The sequence below is a fragment of the Prosthecobacter sp. genome, assembly GCF_044236155.1.
In the GTDB taxonomy this organism is placed as follows: domain Bacteria; phylum Verrucomicrobiota; class Verrucomicrobiia; order Verrucomicrobiales; family Verrucomicrobiaceae; genus Prosthecobacter.
The window spans coordinates 42,947-59,980 of sequence record NZ_JBIIHA010000014.1; the positions used below are offsets into that span (position 1 = coordinate 42,947).

General features: G+C 60.0%; 12 protein-coding genes. 1 reads left to right on the forward strand and 11 read right to left on the reverse strand.

Annotation, left to right across the window (positions count from 1 at the left end):
• Positions 1-21: 21 nt before the first annotated feature.
• The 5 genes from ACILSE_RS13415 to ACILSE_RS13435 all read right to left on the reverse strand — a co-directional run bounded on the left by ACILSE_RS13415 (position 22) and on the right by ACILSE_RS13435 (position 5,404).
• Positions 22-1,236, reverse strand: coding sequence for a M20/M25/M40 family metallo-hydrolase (locus ACILSE_RS13415; protein WP_395717912.1), 1,215 nt, complete (start codon positions 1,234-1,236; stop codon positions 22-24).
• Positions 1,233-2,300, reverse strand: coding sequence for an enolase C-terminal domain-like protein (locus tag ACILSE_RS13420; protein ID WP_395717913.1), 1,068 nt, complete (start codon positions 2,298-2,300; stop codon positions 1,233-1,235). Before ACILSE_RS13420 ends, ACILSE_RS13415 begins: the two co-directional genes overlap by 4 nt.
• 152 nt (positions 2,301-2,452) lie before the next feature.
• Complete coding sequence (locus tag ACILSE_RS13425; RefSeq protein WP_395717914.1) at positions 2,453-3,868, reverse strand: DNRLRE domain-containing protein; 1,416 nt, start codon at positions 3,866-3,868, stop codon at positions 2,453-2,455.
• Positions 3,865-4,398: a sigma-70 family RNA polymerase sigma factor gene (locus ACILSE_RS13430; RefSeq protein WP_395717915.1), complete on the reverse strand. Its 534-nt coding sequence runs from the start codon at positions 4,396-4,398 to the stop codon at positions 3,865-3,867. Before ACILSE_RS13430 ends, ACILSE_RS13425 begins: the two co-directional genes overlap by 4 nt.
• A 73-nt stretch (positions 4,399-4,471) precedes the next feature.
• The gene (locus tag ACILSE_RS13435; RefSeq protein ID WP_395717916.1) at positions 4,472-5,404 is read right to left on the reverse strand and encodes a TlpA family protein disulfide reductase; all 933 of its coding nucleotides are present in this window, start codon (positions 5,402-5,404) and stop codon (positions 4,472-4,474) included.
• 110 nt (positions 5,405-5,514) lie between these two features.
• On the opposite strand from ACILSE_RS13435, the gene ACILSE_RS13440 reads away from it, so the two are divergent.
• Positions 5,515-6,960 carry a DUF1080 domain-containing protein gene (locus ACILSE_RS13440; RefSeq protein ID WP_395717917.1) on the forward strand — a complete coding sequence of 482 codons (1,446 nt, stop codon included), beginning with the start codon at positions 5,515-5,517 and terminating at the stop codon, positions 6,958-6,960.
• Positions 6,961-7,044: 84 nt separating this feature from the next.
• On the opposite strand, the gene ACILSE_RS13445 is transcribed toward ACILSE_RS13440, so the two are convergent.
• From ACILSE_RS13445 to ACILSE_RS13470, 6 genes are all read right to left on the reverse strand, one after another.
• The gene (locus ACILSE_RS13445; RefSeq protein ID WP_395717918.1) at positions 7,045-9,003 is read right to left on the reverse strand and encodes a DNA topoisomerase IV subunit B; all 1,959 of its coding nucleotides are present in this window, start codon (positions 9,001-9,003) and stop codon (positions 7,045-7,047) included.
• Positions 9,004-9,141: 138 nt separating this feature from the next.
• Complete coding sequence (locus ACILSE_RS13450; RefSeq protein ID WP_395717919.1) at positions 9,142-10,029, reverse strand: sugar phosphate isomerase/epimerase family protein; 888 nt, start codon at positions 10,027-10,029, stop codon at positions 9,142-9,144.
• Positions 10,030-10,081: 52 nt separating this feature from the next.
• The gene (locus ACILSE_RS13455) at positions 10,082-11,515 is read right to left on the reverse strand and encodes a hypothetical protein (protein WP_395717920.1); all 1,434 of its coding nucleotides are present in this window, start codon (positions 11,513-11,515) and stop codon (positions 10,082-10,084) included.
• 26 nt (positions 11,516-11,541) lie between these two features.
• Positions 11,542-13,380, reverse strand: coding sequence for a GreA/GreB family elongation factor (locus ACILSE_RS13460; RefSeq protein WP_395717921.1), 1,839 nt, complete (start codon positions 13,378-13,380; stop codon positions 11,542-11,544).
• A gap of 200 nt (positions 13,381-13,580) precedes the next feature.
• Entirely contained in the window at positions 13,581-16,100 is a 2,520-nt protein-coding gene (locus tag ACILSE_RS13465) for a secretin N-terminal domain-containing protein (protein ID WP_395717922.1), read from the reverse strand.
• 194 nt (positions 16,101-16,294) lie between these two features.
• The gene (locus ACILSE_RS13470) at positions 16,295-17,032 is read right to left on the reverse strand and encodes a hypothetical protein (RefSeq protein WP_395717923.1); all 738 of its coding nucleotides are present in this window, start codon (positions 17,030-17,032) and stop codon (positions 16,295-16,297) included.
• Positions 17,033-17,034: the final 2 nt, after the last annotated feature.

The window sequence follows — 17,034 nt, forward strand, 5'->3', positions numbered from 1 at the left end:
GCGGCGGTGAGACAGGCGGCTTCAAGCCTCCGGTGAAAGCACTTTGAGCAGCGCCAGTGCGTTCATCACGGCTTTCGGAGCGAAGCTGCCCGGTTCGACGTATTCGGGCAGTTTGGTGCCGTCGGCGCTGCGTTCGGAGCAATGCGCATTGCCGCCGCAGGGGCCGAGGCCGTCGAGCGTGGGCGCAAGCTGCCAGAGGTGGTTCGCATCGCTCAAGCCGCCGCGGGGAACGGAGACGGCGTTGAGCTTCATGGCAGCGGCGGCCTCGTGCCAGAGATGAAAGAGGGCCTGCGATTCCACGCTCCCGGGCCAGGCGGCCGTGTGCCCCGTGCGGGTGGCGGCGAGTTTGGCGCCGTTGGGCGCGGTGCCGCTGAGATTGGTGAAGAAATCATCGGCGTGCTGCAACTCGGCGGGCGCGGTGGCGCGGCATTCCCACTCGGCGCAGGCCTCGTGCGGCACGCGGTTCACAACCGTGCCGCCATGAATCATGCCGATGTTCACGGTGCGCTCTTCGGCGGCGCTGGTGAGCGCGGCGATGTCCGGCAGGACGCGGACGAGCGCGTCGATGGCATTGATGCCTTCGTGATGCTTGCTGCCCGCATGCGCGGCTTTGCCCTCGGCGGTGAGCTTCCAGGTGCTGCGGCCTTTGCGGGAAGTGACGATGTGCCAGCCCCGTTCGTCCACCGGGCCGCCTTCAAAGACAAGCACGGCGCGCGCTTTGCCATGGCAGCGCGCATGAGTCACGCGGCCAAAGTCGTCGCTGGTCACTTCCTCGGCCGCGTTGGCGGCGACGAGGAAGTGGGCCTGGGAAAAGGCTTCCGGCGCGCAGTCGCGCAGGATGTGGAGCAGGAGCCAGATCAAGGCGGTGCCGCCTTTGTTATCGACGGTGCCCGGGCCGTAGATGCGGCCTTCATCGGGGCGTTCGTCCCATTGGAAATGGTTGCGCTGTTCCTCCTCGGGCGGAAAGACCGTGTCCGAGTGTGTGAAGAGCACGATGGGATCACCGCCCGCTCCTGGGTGGGTGAGAAACAGATGAGGCCCGGTGCCGGGATCGGAGCAGGGGACGAGTTGGGCGTCGAATCCGAGCGGCTTGAAGGCTTCGGCGGTGAGCCTGGCCACGGCCTCGACTCCGGCGGCATTCGCGGTGAAGCTGTTGATGGCGACAAGCCTGCGCAGGAACTCGAGCGCGGCTGGCAGATGCTTTTCAGCGGAGGATTGGAACAAGGAAGGGTTCATCGCGGGATGGCTCCGATGCCGGGACGGTCTGGCATGAGGAGCCTGCCGTGCGCGTCATACTCAATGCCGGTGAAATCATCATTGGTGATGTGTAAATGGCCGTCGAGATCAATCCAGTCAACCCAGGGCGCGAGGTGGGCGGCGGCGGTGATGCCGAGGCTGGTTTCGATCATGCAGCCGAGGAGAATTTGCAGGTTATGCGTTCGTGCGGTCTCGATCATGGTGATCGCGGCGTCGAAGCTGCTGCATTTGAGCAGTTTGACGTTCACGCCGTCGATGTAAGGCGCCAGAGCGGGCACGTCTGAGGCGGTTTGGACGCTTTCGTCAGCAAAGATGGGAGGTGGATTGCCGGGAAGACGCGAGCGGAGGTCCTCCCAGGCTTCAATGCCGTGGCGGTGATGAATGGGCTGTTCGATGAGCGCGGGTTCGTAGTGTGCGAGCTTTTCGATCATGAGCGGCGCTTCAACGAGGTCCCAGCCACCGTTCACATCGAGAATCAATCGGGCGTCGGGCGCGGCGTGGCGGGCGACAGAGACGGTGGCAAGATCGAGGCCGAGATCACCGGAGCCCAGTTTGAGCTTCAGGACGCTGAACTGCGTGGAGAGTTGACGGATCTTGTCTTCAAAGACGTCGAGATCGGCTGGAATGCCGATCGAATGGCAGCCGGGCGGTGTGGTCCCAAGCATGGAGGGGCCCAGCTTGGCAAGAGCGTGCTGCCTCAGGCTTTCGCCGGTGCTGCAGCCTAGCAGTTCGTGGTACATCAGGTTGAGCGCGAGAATCGCGGGACGCGACAGGCTGCAGGCCATGCGCGGCATCAGTGCCTGGACAAGGTCATGACGAAGAAAATTGACCGCAAGAGCCGTGGTGCCGGAAAGGTCCGCCGGCAGGATTACATCATTCAGCAGCGCCAGTGTCTGCTGCGGGTCCTCGCCGTGGTAGGGAACGAACGGAGCCTCGCTGGTGTGGCCTTCATGCGTGATGCGCAGCACCTGCCGCGTGGATGAAGTGCCGTGCGCGATGCGAAACGGATCGCGGAGATGGAGGGTCTTGAGGGAGGCTTGCACGCTGCGAAGTCAACGTTCAAGGATTCGGAAGGTCAAGCGGTGTGGATGGGTTTTGTCTTGTTTCGCTCCTCCCAATCAGCGTTTGCCAGGCGGTTTCTCTTCAAAGAGGAAACAGGAGGCTTCTCCACGGCTGATGTGTGGTTTTGAGCGCCTTACTTCAGCTTCACCCGGAGCATGGGCGCTGAGCGCGTTCCGTTTTCTTTTGTGGCAAAGGCGTGAACGAGACCGCTGTCGGCGGTTTCATCGGTTTCCCGGCAGAGGATGAGGGTGGCGACCTGATTCGTGTCGGTGGCGAGGAAATCCGCGAGGGCTTTGCCGCCCAGAGCGCGCGTGCCGCGGTTGATGCCCTGGGCGATTTCGAACCTGCCGAGCAGTCTCACCTTGGCGGCCACGGGCTGGTTGTACTCCGTCTGGTTTGCATCATGCGCGGGAGCATCAAGCCAGGAGAGGTCGTTTTCAGACCATGCGTCCTCTTTTTCATCGATCACTCCATAGAGGGCGAAGGTGCTGTCCGGCACAAAGCTGGCGAAGCCGAGTTCGCTGGGCTCGACTGTGAGCACGAGCTCGGCGTCCTCGATCTGACGGCCGCTGAACTGGCTCAGGTCAAAGGCGAAGTAGGCCTTGCGGTTCAGCTCGGGCTTTCGGGTGGTCCATTTCACGCGCATGAAGGGATGTTTGCCGAATTCCGGCGTCGGCTTCATGCTGGCCTGGATGTAGCTGTCTCTGCCGCGGCCAAACGCGGTGGTGATGGCCTGCCATCCGTTGCCGCTGTCGATCACTGTGGCAGGCTGCCAGCGGCTGGGCTCGGGCGTGTCGCTGACAGCGGGCTGGAGCTGGCTCTTTGACCAGCCACGATCCAGTCCCTGTCCTTTTTCGAGCTTCTTTGATCCCGGCATGCCTTTGTCCTCGACCTCGACGAGGCCTTCGAGCACGCGGACCATGTACTTTCCGTCGTCATCGGCGCTGAGGCCGAATTTTGTGCCCCAGTCGATCACCTTGGCGTCCTTCGTGTCGATGCTGAAACCCTTCGCCTCCGGGGGAACCTCGGCCACAAGCGTGCCGCGTCGCAGCTTGCAGTTCATCGCATCGAGCACTTCCACGGTGGCGGGCGCTTCGAGGACGAGCTCCGCGCCGCTGTCGAAGCGCAGCACGGCCAGGCCTTCGATCAAGTCGAGCATGCCGGGCCGTAAACGAGCGCCTTCGACCGTTGGCAGGCTGCTGCCGGCCCATTGGCACTGCTGGGAACGGATCAGGGTGGCCACGGTGCCGTCGCGGCTGCTTTGCAGCCACATGAGGCCAAACGTGATGCACGCCGCCACGGCTGCTGTGATGACATGACGCCACCACACCGGCTTCGCGGCCGGTCTGGTCTCCGCGGCGGCCTGCGAGTGCCAGGAGTCATCAAAAGCAAGCTCCGCGCGCTGGTGGAGCGCCTTCGCGAAAAAGGCACGCGCCCCGGCATTGTCGCGCAGTTCGGCCTCGAGCGCGGAAATTTCCCCGGCGTTCAGTTTTTGGTCCGCGTAACGCTCGGAAAGCTCCAGCAGTCGAAATTGATCGGCAGGTTTCATGCCCGGGCTCCTTCGAGTTTGAGTTCTTTTTCGACGCACGACATGAGATTCATGCGGATGCGGCTCAGCGCGCGATACACGGCTCCGGCGGTGCTGCGGATGCGCTCCGCCACACCGTCGATCTCCATGTCCTCGTAATAACGCAGCGTCACGAGCTGGCGGTGCGCGGCGGGCAGCTTTGCCACGCAGGAGCGCAGCGCGTCCCGACGGCGCTCGCTGCTGTCGCTGAGTTTCGAGACCTCGTCGTGCAGCAGTTCCAGGACTTCATCGCTCAGCGGCGTGGCTTCGCGCTTTTTCTGGCGCCGATGCGTCAGCACCTGGTGAAACGCTGTCTTTCGCGCCCAAGCGAGAAAGTTGGTGCCCGCCTCGAACTGGTCAAAGCAGCGCCACAGGATCATCTTTGTCTGCTGCAGGATGTCATCCGCGTCATGCGGATCCTGCACCATGCTGTAAACATAGACTCCCAGCGCACGATCATGGTGCGTGAGGAGCTCGAGGAATTCCTGGGTGCGGTCAGGGGTGGCGGGCATGAGGAGTCTTTTCAGTCAAAAGGCGTTTCTTATGACACTTTGGACAGAAAATCACGACTGCCGTGCATGCGACTCAATCCGCGCCGGCGTCGATGGCGGGATCGATTTTTTTCAACGCGGTCCAGAGCGCAGGGTCTTCCGGGTGGCCATTAAAGAGGACTTTCCCCTCTGGTGAGAGCAAGATCATGCGCGGGATGGAATCGATCTCGAACGTTTTCGTGTAGGGACGGTCGGCCGGTTCGACGAGCCAGGGCAGGGTGGCGTTCTGTTCCTTGCGGATGCGTTCGGCAATGGACTCGGCGTTTTCGTCGTCCTTGTTCATCGCTGCGACAACGACGCCGTGCGCGGCGAGTTTTTCGGCCTTCTTTTTGAGCGCGGGCATCAGATTCATGCACGGGCCGCACCACGAGGCCCAGAAGTCGAGCAGCAGGGCTTTTTTGCCGCCGAGCTGGTCGTTCAGTGTGGTGGCCTCGCCCATCGAGGTTGTGAGCGGGATTTTGAGATCGACGACGAGCGCCCCCATCTTCGATTCGCGGCGGTATTTCTCGATGGTTTGCAGAAAGACCGGCGCTTGCTTGGGATTGAGCCAGATGGCTTCGAGGATGTTCTGTTTGAACGCGGCCTCATCATGGGCATCACCCGCCTTGAGGGCCTTGATGTAGGAGACGAAGGAGGTGACGGCCTCAGCGTTTGGCAGCACGGCGGCGTTCGACGGATCGAAGCTGGCGGCGAGGATTTCGACCTCCGGCAGGATTTTCACGAGGAACTTCGTGTCCTGATTGCGCAGGCCCCAGACGAGCTTTGCCTCGATGACCTGCTGGCGCGGCACTCCGGCCTTGTTTGCTTCTTTGGCGAGGGCGAGCAGCTCATCCGCGCTCGTCTCCTGGGCGAAGAGGCGTTGCAAAACGGCCTTGGCTCCGGCGGCAGCTTCCTCCGCGGGAGTCGCCTGGGCATGCAGGGAAATTGGGCCGAGACCGAGGAGCAGAGCGCATAAGAGGGCTTTCATGGTGTCAAAACGTCTCGTTTTCATGGCGGGTGTCGAGTGGAAAGTCCGCTTCATCGCGATGGATGAAAGATGCAGCGCGTGTGGGGCGACTCCTTTGCCCTCACTCAACCATGAAACACATTCTCACCCTGACTTCGATGTTGGCCGCCGTTGCGCTGGCCGGCGCTGCGGAAAACATGCCACCGGAAGGCTTCACGGCGCTCTTCAACGGCAAGGATCTCTCCGGCTGGTATGGCTGGGGAACGCAAGATCCGAACGACCTGTGGAAGATGAGTCCGGAGGAACAGGCCGCCTACAAGAAGAAGTCCGTCGATGGCGGACTGACGGATGCGAAGGGCAACGACAAGGGCGATCACATCAACGCGCACTGGAAGGTGGAGAACGGCGAGCTCGTCAATGACGGCAAAGGACTGTACCTGACCACCGACAAGGACTACGGCGACTTCGAGCTGTGGGTGGACTACAAGATGCTTCCGCTGGGCGACAGCGGCATCTACCTGCGCGGCATCCCGCAGGTGCAGATCTGGGATTTCACCGAAAAGGACGAGAAAGCGGTTTCCCTGGGCAAGCCTTTTGGTTCCGGCGGCCTATGGAACAACAAAAATCCCGAGGGCAAGAACCCGCTCAAGCTGATGGACAAGCCGATCGGCGAGTGGAACCGCTTTCACATCAAAATGATCGGCGAACGCGTGACGGTGACCCTCAATGGTGAGGTGGTCGTGAAAAACGCGGTGCTGGAAAACTTCTTTGCCAACCGCAAGGCGGGTTATCTGGCCTACGGCAAAAAGGATGACAAGGCCAAGGACAAGCCTGCGGAGAAACTTCCGAACGGCTGGATGCCTGATCCCGCCTTTGCCAAAGGCCCGATCCAGCTCCAGACGCATGGCAGCGAGATCCGCTGGAAGAACGTGTTCATCCGTGAAATCCCCGCCGAGGAGGCGAACAAGGAGCTGCAAGGGCAATGGGCGGAGGATGGATTCAAGGAACACATCAACGGCAAGGACCTGAGCAACTGGCAGGGAGCGCTGGAGAGCTACGAGGTGAAGGATGGCGCGATCACCTGCAAGCCCGGAAAAGGCGGTGATCTGCTCACCAAGGAGGAGTTCGAGAACGGCATCATCCGCGTCGAGTTCAAGCTGCCGCCGGCAGGCAACAACGGAATCGCGCTGCGCACTCCGCTGGGCGGTCACTCAGCATCGGATGGGTTGGAACTCCAGGTCATCGACAGCGACGGCTACAACGCCAAACAGGCCGCCGCAGGCAAGAAGGGGCTCGAACCCTATCAGTATCATGGCTCGCTCTATCACTGCGTGGGTGCGAAGCACGGTTTCCTGCGTCCGGCGGGCGAGTGGAACTTCCAGGAGATCGAAGTCGATGGTCAGAAGATCAAAGTGACGCTCAACGGCACCAAGATTCTCGATGTGGACATCAGCACATTCGACCGCAGCCAGATCGCTCACCCGCCGAAGGGCCTCGACCACACCAAAGGCTTCATCGGCTTCGCCGGACACAGCGATCCTGTGATGTTCCGCAGCTTCAAGGTGAAGCAGAAGTGAACTTCAAGATTTGAAGGTTTCTGAGAAACACCCGGCTGGTCCTTGGATCTGCCGGGTGTTTGTTTTGAAGCTGGATGCCAGTGGTTACGCCGCCTCGGCGAGCTCGGCGGGCGCTTCAGTTTCTTGGAATTCGAGCTCCTTCTCGATGCGGAGGTTTTCCACGATGTGGGACTGGCGCTCAGGGGTGTTTTTGCCCATGTAGAAAGAGAGCATTTCCTTCACGCTCTTGTGCTTGTGCTCGCTGGCAATCGGATTTCCCTCGGCGTCGAGGCCAGCGTCGGCCACGTCGCGGATGGTGATGGGCTCGAGACGCATGTTCGGGCCGATGAAGTGCTTGAACTCATCTGGGCTGATCTCACCGAGGCCTTTGAAGCGGGTGATTTCGGCGTTCTTGCCGCAAATGTGGATGGCGCGCTGGCGTTCCTCGTCGCTGTAGCAGTAGAAGGTCTGCTTCTTGTTGCGCACGCGGAAGAGCGGCGTCTGCAGGATGTAGAGATGGCCTTTGCGCACCAGTTCGGGGAAGAACTGGAGGAAGTAGGTGATCATCAGCAGCCGGATGTGCATGCCGTCCACGTCGGCATCGGTGGCGAGGACGACGCGGTTGTAGCGCAGCTCTTCGAGGTCTTCCTCGATCTGCAGGGCGTTGGCGAGCAGGTAGAACTCCTCGTTCTCATACACGACCTTGCGGGTGAGCCCGTAGCAATTGAGCGGCTTTCCTCGAAGCGAGAAAACGGCCTGCGTTTCTACATCGCGGCTCTTGGTGATGCTGCCGGAGGCGCTGTCACCCTCAGTGATGAAGAGCGTGCTTTCGTCGCGGCGTTTGTCCTTCGTGTCGAAGTGGATTCGGCAGTCGCGGAGCTTCTTGTTGCAGACTTTGGCCTTGCGGGCGTTTTCTCGGGCGGCCTTCTGGATGCCGCTGATCTCTTTGCGTTCCTTTTCGTTGGCGCTGATTTTTTCCTGGAGGGCTTTCGCCACGTCGGCGTGCTTGTGGAGGAAGTTGTCGAGCTGGGAGACGACGGTGTTGAGGATGTGGGTGCGCAGGTTGCGGCCGTTTGGCTCCATGTGCGTGCTGCCGAGCTTTGTCTTCGTTTGCGACTCGAAGACTGGCTCCTGCACCTTCACACTGACGGCGGCGATGATGCTGCCGCGCACGTCGGCAGGGTCATACTGCTTTTTGAAGAACTCACGGCACTCTTGCACGATGGCCTCGCGGAAAGAGGCGATGTGGGTGCCGCCTTGCGTGGTGTTTTGCCCGTTCACGAAGCTGTAGTACTCCTCGCCGTAGCCGGTGCCGTGCGTGAAGGCGATTTCGACATCTTTCCCCTCGATGTGGATGATCGGGTACTGCGGTTCCTCGGTGAGCTTGGAGCGGATGAGGTCCATCAAGCCGTCCTTGGACTTGAACTTCTCCTCACCGGCCGGCGTGCGCAAAATGAGAGTGAGGCCCGGGTTGAGCCAGGCGTAGAAGCGCAGCATCTCACGGACGAAATCGACACGGAAGTGAGTGTCGTCGGCGAACATCTCGGCATCGGCGCGGAAGGCGATGCGTGTGCCGTTCGGCTCGTCGCAGGACTTGGGCTTGCCCATGTCATAAACCACGAGGCCCTGGCTGAACTCGATGGAGCGTGTCTGCTTCTCGCGCACGGCCTGGATTTCGAAGAACTCGGAGAGGGCGTTGACGGCCTTGATACCGACGCCGTTGAGGCCGACCGACCGCTTGAATGCCTCGCTGTCGTATTTGGCGCCCGTGTTGATTTGAGCGGCGCATTCCAAAAGCTTGCCAAGCGGGATGCCGCGACCGTAATCGCGAACGGTGACGGTCTGGTCCTCGGCTATGTCGATTTCGATCGTGTTGCCGAAGCCCATCACATGCTCATCGATGCAGTTGTCGATGACCTCCTTGAGCAGCACGTAAATGCCGTCCTCCGGCAGCGAACCGTCGCCAAGCTTGCCAATGTACATGCCCGGGCGGAGGCGGATGTGCTCGCGCCAGTCGAGGGATTTGATCGAGTCTTCGGTGTAGTTGTGGGCGGGGGTGGCCATGAAATGACGAAATCAGAATGAGGAATGATAAAACTGAGATGGCAGGAAAGGGCGGGGGAGTCAAGCGGCGCTCGGGCGCAAGGCCAATGTCTTGCTCCTTGACGGATGAGATGCAAACGCCCGGCCCATGGCCTGGGGTCAGTCTTTGACGGTCTTGCGCGCCTCGGTGACGAGGTTCATGAACAACTCGCGCTGTTCAGCCAACGCAGCGACGGGATCGCCATCGGGCATTTTGCCTGCTTCGAGGCAGACATGACCTTCGTAATCAATCTCAACGAGGAGTTTCGCAAGCTTGTCGAGCGGGTAAGCACTCAGATTGACGCCACGAATGTGGACGCTGTGCCCTAGGCGGTCTTTGACGAGGGCGAAGTTGGCCTCCAATCCGGCGCCGTTGAGGTCGGTGTCGTTGGAGTTCCAGCAAACACGAACGTTGTCACGATCGGCGGCGTCCATGATGGTTTTGATGTTCGGCAGCTCGGAGGTGTCCTTGCCGTGGACTTCGAGGCGGATTTCCTGGCCGAAACCAAGGGCGTAGTCTCCGAGTTCGGCGAGCGCCTTGCCGATTTGCACGAGCGTTTTCTCCGCAGGCACATCTTTCGGCAGCGCATTGGGCTTCACCTTCACTCCGGTGCCGCCGATGTCGTGGCTGAGTTTGATGAACGTCTTGGCGCCCAAGATGTTTTTCTTCACATCTTCCGCATTCGGTGAATGGAATTCGAAATTGGTGCCCATGCCGATCACATCGACAGGGGAGTCTTCAAAGCGCCGACGCACCTCCATGCGCTGCCCGGGTGTTAGCGATGGGTCGACTTTGTGCGCATGCTCGACACGCAATTCGACGCCGAGAACTTTGGCCGATTCGCAGTTCTTGATGAGCGTGGGCAGATCCCAATCCTTGCCCCACTGGTATGTCACGAGGCCAAACTGGATGTTTTCCCCCTTGTAAGAGAGCCGGGATTCGGCGGCGAGGGCTGAAGCGGCACCGGCTCCAAGCACGGTGTGAATGAAATGGCGGCGTGAGTTCATGGTGGATAGTACATTAACGCCATAAACATGGGGGCATTGCACCGCCATTCGGCTACTGCGACTTTTGGGCTGCCTTGGCCGCGGCGATGTCCTTGCGACGGAATCCCTGGACGCGGCCATTTCCCTTGTAGAGATAGACTTTTTTGACGTCCTCCAGACGCATGATCACCCAGGGTGAGAGAATGTTCCGGCCATTTTTTGTGTAGACGATGTTATCCGCGAGATAAACGCAGGAGTGGAAGGCGTCCCCGGTGTCGTTGTCGAGGAAGAAGAGCACGTCGCCAAACTGATAGGGGGGCTCCACAGGGATGAATTGCTCCAGGACCTGGCTGGTGGCGAGTCGTGCGTCGAGCAGGTATTCGTGCGGCTCGAATTTGAAGAAGTTCAGCGAGGTCCAATGACAGTCCGGCATGATGCCATGCTTGGCCATGTCGAGACCGGGATAGGTGTAAAGAAGCTTGCGGGCCAGCGCTGGCAGAATGTGTGAGATGCCGACGTCATCCACGCCATCAAGTTCGATGACCGATTGGATCAGGGGTTCCAGATCCTTGCGTCGAATCCCGACTCCAAAACTCCAGTATTTGATGATCTCCTCGGCATTGGAGGTCTTGTCGAGCTTGAGTCGGATCATGAGGTTTCGCGTCCGCGTGCACGCTTTGAAAATGCCGCGTGCTTCCGAATCTGACTGCGCATAGTTCAGTAAAAGCGGGATGTCGCTGAAGGCGGTGGTTTCTCCGCGCATGTAGCTGAGCTTTTTGATTTTGCCGATGAGTTCAGGCCTCAACTTGCTCCCTTTGTACCACTCCTCCACAGTAGTGCCGATGATCAGAACCGGATCCGCGTGGTACTCGTTCTCGGGATATTTGGCCAGTTCCGCGTAAATTATCGCACGCGACTCAGGCGATATGTTTTCCAGCTCCTCGGGAGGAGGGAGGACGTGCAGAAACTGGCCATTTGCCTCAACAACCAGGCGTTTATCTTCCATCAAGAGATCAACCAGGGATTGAGGCAGCCCTGCTTTTGAGAAGAACTCAGGAAGGTTTGATTTGAAACTGAGCGGGAAAGTCCAGCGCGGAGTCGGACTGGGCAGCGGGAACTCCTCGATAAGGCTTTGAGGAGCCTCCAGATAAACGTAAGCGCACAAAAGCTTTCCCCACGGGCCTGGATTGGCTTCGAAGACCTTGGCGGAAGAGGTGGGCACCTGCGGTGCTGTCGCAGGTGTGTCAGTCGTTTTGACGCTCCCACCCAGGAAGACACCAAGGTTTTCAGCGCTAGTTATCTGTGCCGAAGCCACGGAGGACAGCAGTAGAACGACCGCCAATGCTGCCTGCAATAATGATGGCAACGCTTGGGGGCGTTTACGTGGCATGGGCTGGTTGATAGAACAAATAAAAGTCCACATTGGGCGGTTTACATTCTGCATTCCACTGACTTGTCCGCCAGAGCATGTGCTTTGAGCAGTAGCATCTCGAGGACTTTTCATCATCGCGTACAGAAATGAAGCGTTTGCTTCTATTGCTTGAAAGCGCGGATTGCCATGATCTTTGCCCGACGGCTGCCATGATGGCTGTCTGTTGGCAGATCGGTTTCCTCGCCAACCGCTTTGCCGATGAGCGCCTTTGCTGACTCGGAGAGGTAACTGATGATGTTTTTCTCCAAATCGCCGTCCCAGGCGCCTAGAATGGTGAAAGTTTCCTTTTCACCCGAGGGGATGTCCTCCACATCGACGATGGTGCCGATGCCCACCTTGTCCGTGGGCACGTTGGCAAAGTCGGTGCCGCGCGCGTTACGCAGTTCGCGCTCGTACTTGCCCTGGAGGCGTAGAAGGACGGCCTGCTGGTCACGGGCGGCCTTGTAGCCGCCGTTTTCACGCAAGTCTCCTTCCGCTCGGGCGATCTGGATCTCGCGCTTGTTCTCCGGGATCTTGATATTCACGAGGTCCTCCAGTTCCTTCTTCTTTCTTTCCAGACTTTCCCAGGAAACGATGAGGGCATCTTCTTTCTGCACGGCGTTCTCAGCCATCATGGCTTCCATTTCCGGGCGGGCTTTGATGATGCGTGCCATCAGGGAACGGCGGGTCAGCTCGTCGAAAGATGCGCTGCCGAGGATGCGCTTGGCCAGCAGCCGGATGTCCTCCTCCTCGGCCTCGGCGACCATTTCCCCGAGCAGCGTGCGGTCGTCGGAGAGCAGGTCCTGAAGGCGTCCGGTGCGTTTGGGGCCGCCTTCCATGTGGTCGTTTTCGATGACGCCAAGAATGGCGTGTCCTAGGTCGATGTCGAAGACGGATTCAGCGAGGCCTTTGCGTTCGCGGGCCATCCAGATGAGCAAATCGGCTGAAAGCAGACGGTTGCGGAGCGCTTTTTTGAGCGAGTCAGCAAGCACGTCGAGTTCGTCGTTCGCATCCAGCACGATGGCGATTTCCTCAACGGCACGACCGCCGGTTTTGGTGAGGTGATGGAGGATTTCGGTCACCCAGCCGCGGTTGGGGAAGGCTTCGGGGAAGGCACGGTAAACACGGCCCAGCAAGCCGGCTGGCAGGCTCTTCACGGCGTCTGCCAGCACATGTTTCGTTTCGCACACAAGGTCGGAGACTTTCATGGAGCCCATCGGCACGCTGATGGCATGGGCTTCAGCCAGTTCGTCGCGCGCCAGCAGCAGTTGCAGGCATTCCTTGAGGTGCAGTTTCAATCCTTTGCGCGCCGTGTCGGATATGTCCTGGAAGACGGGAATGAGCTCGTTTTTGGCATCGCTGAAAAGGTCGATGTCCTTAACGATGCTGGCCAGCGCGGAGAGCTTGCCCTTCAAATCGCGCGCGGCGAGGAAGGACTTCACCATCTGTGCCCCGGCGCTCTCGCCCTGGTCGCGCAGCACGAGGTTATCCGTGCGTTTGGCGGGAACGACGATATGTCGGTGAGTTTTCAGAGCGCGCTTGGCGGCCTCCCACCACTTTTTGTAATCCGCCTCGGCCACGATGCGCGGTTTGATCAGTTTTTCGAGATCGTCGAGGTGCAGCGAGTTGCCGCTGCTCTTCAAGGCAAGTTCGACCAGTGCTGGAGCATTGTCCCTCGCCATCGTTTTGAGTGCTTCGAGGTCAGAGTGGCGGCGGGCAAGAAAATGGTCCGCCGGGATGATTTCCAGCGAGCCGATGGCAAAGGCCAGCTTCAGGGGGTGACCCGGTTTGCCCTCGAAATCGATCAAAATGCGGTCTCCCAGCAGATCCCACGAGGCGATCTTGCCAACCCCCCAGCTTTTGTGAACGACAAAAAGACCGGGTTCGAGTTTGGAAAGTTTTTCACCGTCTGCCGCGGTCATTTTGCCGACGGCCACTATGTTTTGTACCTCAGGATTCATGGGGATGGTCAGACTAGCCGTGCTGCGAGTTGTGGCAAAGGAAACCTCATCCCGGCCCGGTAAAGCATCCGGTTCTTCGGGTTCTGACGCGCTCTTGCCGGCCAAAATGATCATGATCTATCGAGACATGCGACATGGAGGGGCAAAAGTCTTGATCCGAAGCGCTTGCTTTCACTTATTTGCGCGAGTGCCGACGGATCTCACGGCTGGCCGGGCTTTTTGTCGCGCGAGAACATCCTTTGGAAGAAGTTTTTCTTCTTCACGGGCTCGGAGACGGGGGCGGCTTTCGGAGGCTCGACTTTTTGCGGGAAACGCTCGGCGGCCTGCCCGCCAACCTTCGTTCGCAGGTCCTCGGAATAGGAAGTCTGGCGGACGCTCATGTCGTCGGTGACGACCTGAGGCTGGATGAAGACGATGAGTTCCTTGCGAACTTTGTTCGTGGTGTCGGTGCGGAAGAGTTTGCCGAGGCCGGGGATTTTTCCAAGGATGGGCAGCCCTTGCTTGTCGATGGTGTTTTCCTCGGAGATGAGGCCGCCGAGAACGATGGTGTTGCGGTCAGGGATGGTGACGGAGGTGACGAGCTGCTCGGTACCGATGATGGGCACCTCGTTGGGCTGTACGAGCTGGGTGCCGACGACGGTGTCGTTGACCTGGGCGATGGTGAGTGTGACTTCGCCATCCGCGTTGATGAGGGGGACGACCTCGAGTTTCAGGACAACGTCACGGTATTCGATGGTGGTGGTGGTGTTTCCCTGGGCGGCGTTGTTGTTGGCAAATACGGTCTGCTGGGAGGGGACGGGTATCTGGCGGCCGGAGGTGATGACGGCTTTTTTGTTGTTGAGGGCAAAGACGGAGGGGCGGGAGAGTACTTTGAAGTTGTTGTTGGTCTGGAGGGCGGTGACGAAAACTTCGAGGCTGTCGCCGATGGCTCCGAAGAGGTTGAGACCGGTGGTGGGGCCGAACGGAGCTGTGATGGCGTTGTTGCGGAGGTCGTTGATGGCGCGGCCGACGCCGTTGGCGCCGCCAAGGGTGTCGGTGCGGTTGGTGAAGCCACTGGCGGTAAAATTGGTGCCGTCACCAGCACGACTGAGGCCGGAGACATAGTCGATGCCGGACATCATGCCGTCAGTAAGGGTGAGCTGGCCGATGACAGTGGCGAGATAGACCTGCGCGGGCTTGCGGTCGAGTTTGTCGAGGAGGGAGTTGGCCTTGTCGATGTCTTCCTTCCGGCCCATGACGAGGATCGAGTTCGACATGGGATCGGCGACGATGCGCGTTTTGCCGACCAGGACGGAGACGGGGGCGTTGTTTTCGGTGGGACCGGCGATGACATCCGCGCGGGACCCGACGCCTGTGGACGCGCTGGTGGTGGCGGTGTCGGACGCGGCAGTGGTGGCGGTGCTGCCGACGGTGCCGCCGCGGGTTCCCGTGGTGGTGCGGCCTCCGAGGAGCTGGGAGCTGTTCGTGGCGAGCGCCTGCTGGCGCTGTTGCTGAAGGGTGCCGCCACCTGGAAGTTGCGTGGTGCCGGTGTTGACCTCCTGCAGCAGATCGGTGATGGCGCTGAGCACGTCGAGGGCGGCAGCGTATTTGAGCTTGCGCTCGTAGGGTTCAGCAACTTCGAGCGGCTTGTCGAATTCCGCGATGAGACTGGCTATGTAAGTGTAGTCGCCGGGGGATGAGACGACGAGGATTTGATTGAGACGTGTGTCAGCGACGACCTGGGCGCTGGGCTGGGGGGCCTGGGCGTTGGGATTGACCTGAACACCATTGATGAAGATGGGCTGGGTCGGGGGGCGCTGCTGGTTGTTGTTATTGTTGTTATCGCGATTGTCCCGGCCGTCGCTGGCAGCACTGCCGCGGATGGTATTGACGCCCTTGGTCTCTTTTTCCTGGGCCTGCGCGGTAAGCGTGGCCTGGATGATCTGCGCGATGGTGGCGGCGTCGGCGTATTTCACGGGAATGAATTTCGTGACGAGCGATGAGCCGCTGTCGCCGATGTCGATGGTTTCGCGGATGCTGACGAGCTGTTTCACCACGGTGGCGCTTTCTGTGATGAGCAGGCCGGGCGGTGAGCTGACGGCGGTAATGCGGCCGTAGGCGCCGAGGCCGACATGGCCGGAGAACATGGTGGCGGCATCCTCAGGCGTGAGAAAGTCCAGCTTCATGAAGTAGGAGATGATGCTCTCATTGTCCGGGATATCCTTCGGACTCGTGTAGAACTTCACGCCATGGGAGAACTGCACGGCGTTGGCGCTTTGATTGCGCGCCGGGAGGATTTTGGCGCTCTTTCCGCCGGGTTCGGTGACGATGGCGTAGCCATTCGTGAGGAGGGAGGCCTCAATAAGCTTGATGGCCTCGTCCTTTGGCACGGGTTTCGGTGTCACAAGACTGATCTGCGCGCCTTCGAAGATATTGGTGTCCTTGATGAGCGTGAGACCGGTGAGTTTTTCGTAGATGGCGAGGATGTCGGCCACCGGGTTGGTGGCGAACTGCATCATGACCTGGTCGCCCGTAATCGTGAAGGTCTCCCCTTCGCCCGGAGTGGCTCCAAGAGCGCCACCCTCGCCGCCACGTCGTCCAAATCCACCGCGAAAGCCGCCTCCTGGGCCAAAACCGGCACCCGGAGCACCGGGGCCGAAAGCACCAGGCGCAGGCGGTGCTCCCGGAACTGCTGCTGCAGGTGCGGCTGGAGCAGCGCCATCATTGGCCGCTGGCGTCACGGCGGGGGCTGAAGGCTGGGCGGCTGGAGCCGGGGTGCTTGCGGGAGCAACAGGGGCGGCCGGAACCAGGGCGGGAGCATTCTGACCGCGAACGATACTGGCAAGTGTCAGTAAGGAGAGTGTTGAAGCGAGGAGACGACGATGCATGAAAAATGAGGGGGAGAACTGGATGCCTTGAGAAAGAACTGGCGCTCTTAACGTCCGCCTTTGTCCTCTTTCTCGATTTTCTCGAAGATGCTGCGGATGGCGTTGCGCCGGTCTTCTTCTGGAGCGTTGCGGAATTTTTCATCCGTGAACTTCTCACGCATGGCATCGCGAAACTTGTCTTTGGCCTTGTCGGAGAGAGATTCGTACTTTTTGCGGTCCTCCTCGCTTGGGCCTCGGCTGCTGCGGTTGTAACGCTCTCCGCCCCCCGGCGGCGGGCCGCCAGGAGGGCCGTCACGCTTCTCTCCTTTTTCGCGCCGCATGTCATCTTTGCTCAGCGATGTGTGACGGATGCTGAAGGTCTCCCCGCCAATCGAGATCTGTGCCTGCGCAAAGTCGATTTTTTCCGAAGGTTTGGCTCCCACAAGCTTCCAGCCTTTCAGATTCGGTTCGTCTGAGACGACGATGGACTGTTTGGCGTTCTTGTCGAAGATGGTGACGACTGGTTTGCCATCGACGTAGGCCATGCCTGTGAGCACGAGGGAATCGGAGATGCTGACGATGCGGGTGAAGGGCGAGTTTTCGACCACGGCGGCCAAGGTGTTCGGATCGAAGGGCTGCGGAAGGTCAGGATCTGCGTTGGGCGCAGGTGTCACAGGGACGGTTGGCTGAATGCTCAATTCGTCTCCGGGCAGAGGCACCAGATCGGCGGTTGTGAGCGGCACGTCCTGCGCGCACGGCAGGGAAACCGTCAGGATGAGCAGCAGGAGCGTGAGTGAGGTTTTCATGG

Excerpts from the sequence above, each read along its gene's own strand:
- ACILSE_RS13415 (WP_395717912.1), bottom strand. The coding sequence starts at position 1,236 with ATGAACCCTTCCTTGTTCCAATCCTCCGCTGAAAAGCATCTGCCAGCC.
- ACILSE_RS13425 (WP_395717914.1), bottom strand. The coding sequence starts at position 3,868 with ATGAAACCTGCCGATCAATTTCGACTGCTGGAGCTTTCCGAGCGTTAC.
- ACILSE_RS13430 (WP_395717915.1), bottom strand. The coding sequence starts at position 4,398 with ATGCCCGCCACCCCTGACCGCACCCAGGAATTCCTCGAGCTCCTCACG.
- ACILSE_RS13435 (WP_395717916.1), bottom strand. The coding sequence starts at position 5,404 with ATGAAAGCCCTCTTATGCGCTCTGCTCCTCGGTCTCGGCCCAATTTCC.
- ACILSE_RS13440 (WP_395717917.1), top strand. The coding sequence starts at position 5,515 with ATGAAACACATTCTCACCCTGACTTCGATGTTGGCCGCCGTTGCGCTG.
- ACILSE_RS13445 (WP_395717918.1), bottom strand. The coding sequence starts at position 9,003 with ATGGCCACCCCCGCCCACAACTACACCGAAGACTCGATCAAATCCCTC.
- ACILSE_RS13450 (WP_395717919.1), bottom strand. The coding sequence starts at position 10,029 with ATGAACTCACGCCGCCATTTCATTCACACCGTGCTTGGAGCCGGTGCC.
- ACILSE_RS13455 (WP_395717920.1), bottom strand. The coding sequence starts at position 11,515 with ATGATGAAAAGTCCTCGAGATGCTACTGCTCAAAGCACATGCTCTGGC.
- ACILSE_RS13460 (WP_395717921.1), bottom strand. The coding sequence starts at position 13,380 with ATGAATCCTGAGGTACAAAACATAGTGGCCGTCGGCAAAATGACCGCG.
- ACILSE_RS13470 (WP_395717923.1), bottom strand. The coding sequence starts at position 17,032 with ATGAAAACCTCACTCACGCTCCTGCTGCTCATCCTGACGGTTTCCCTG.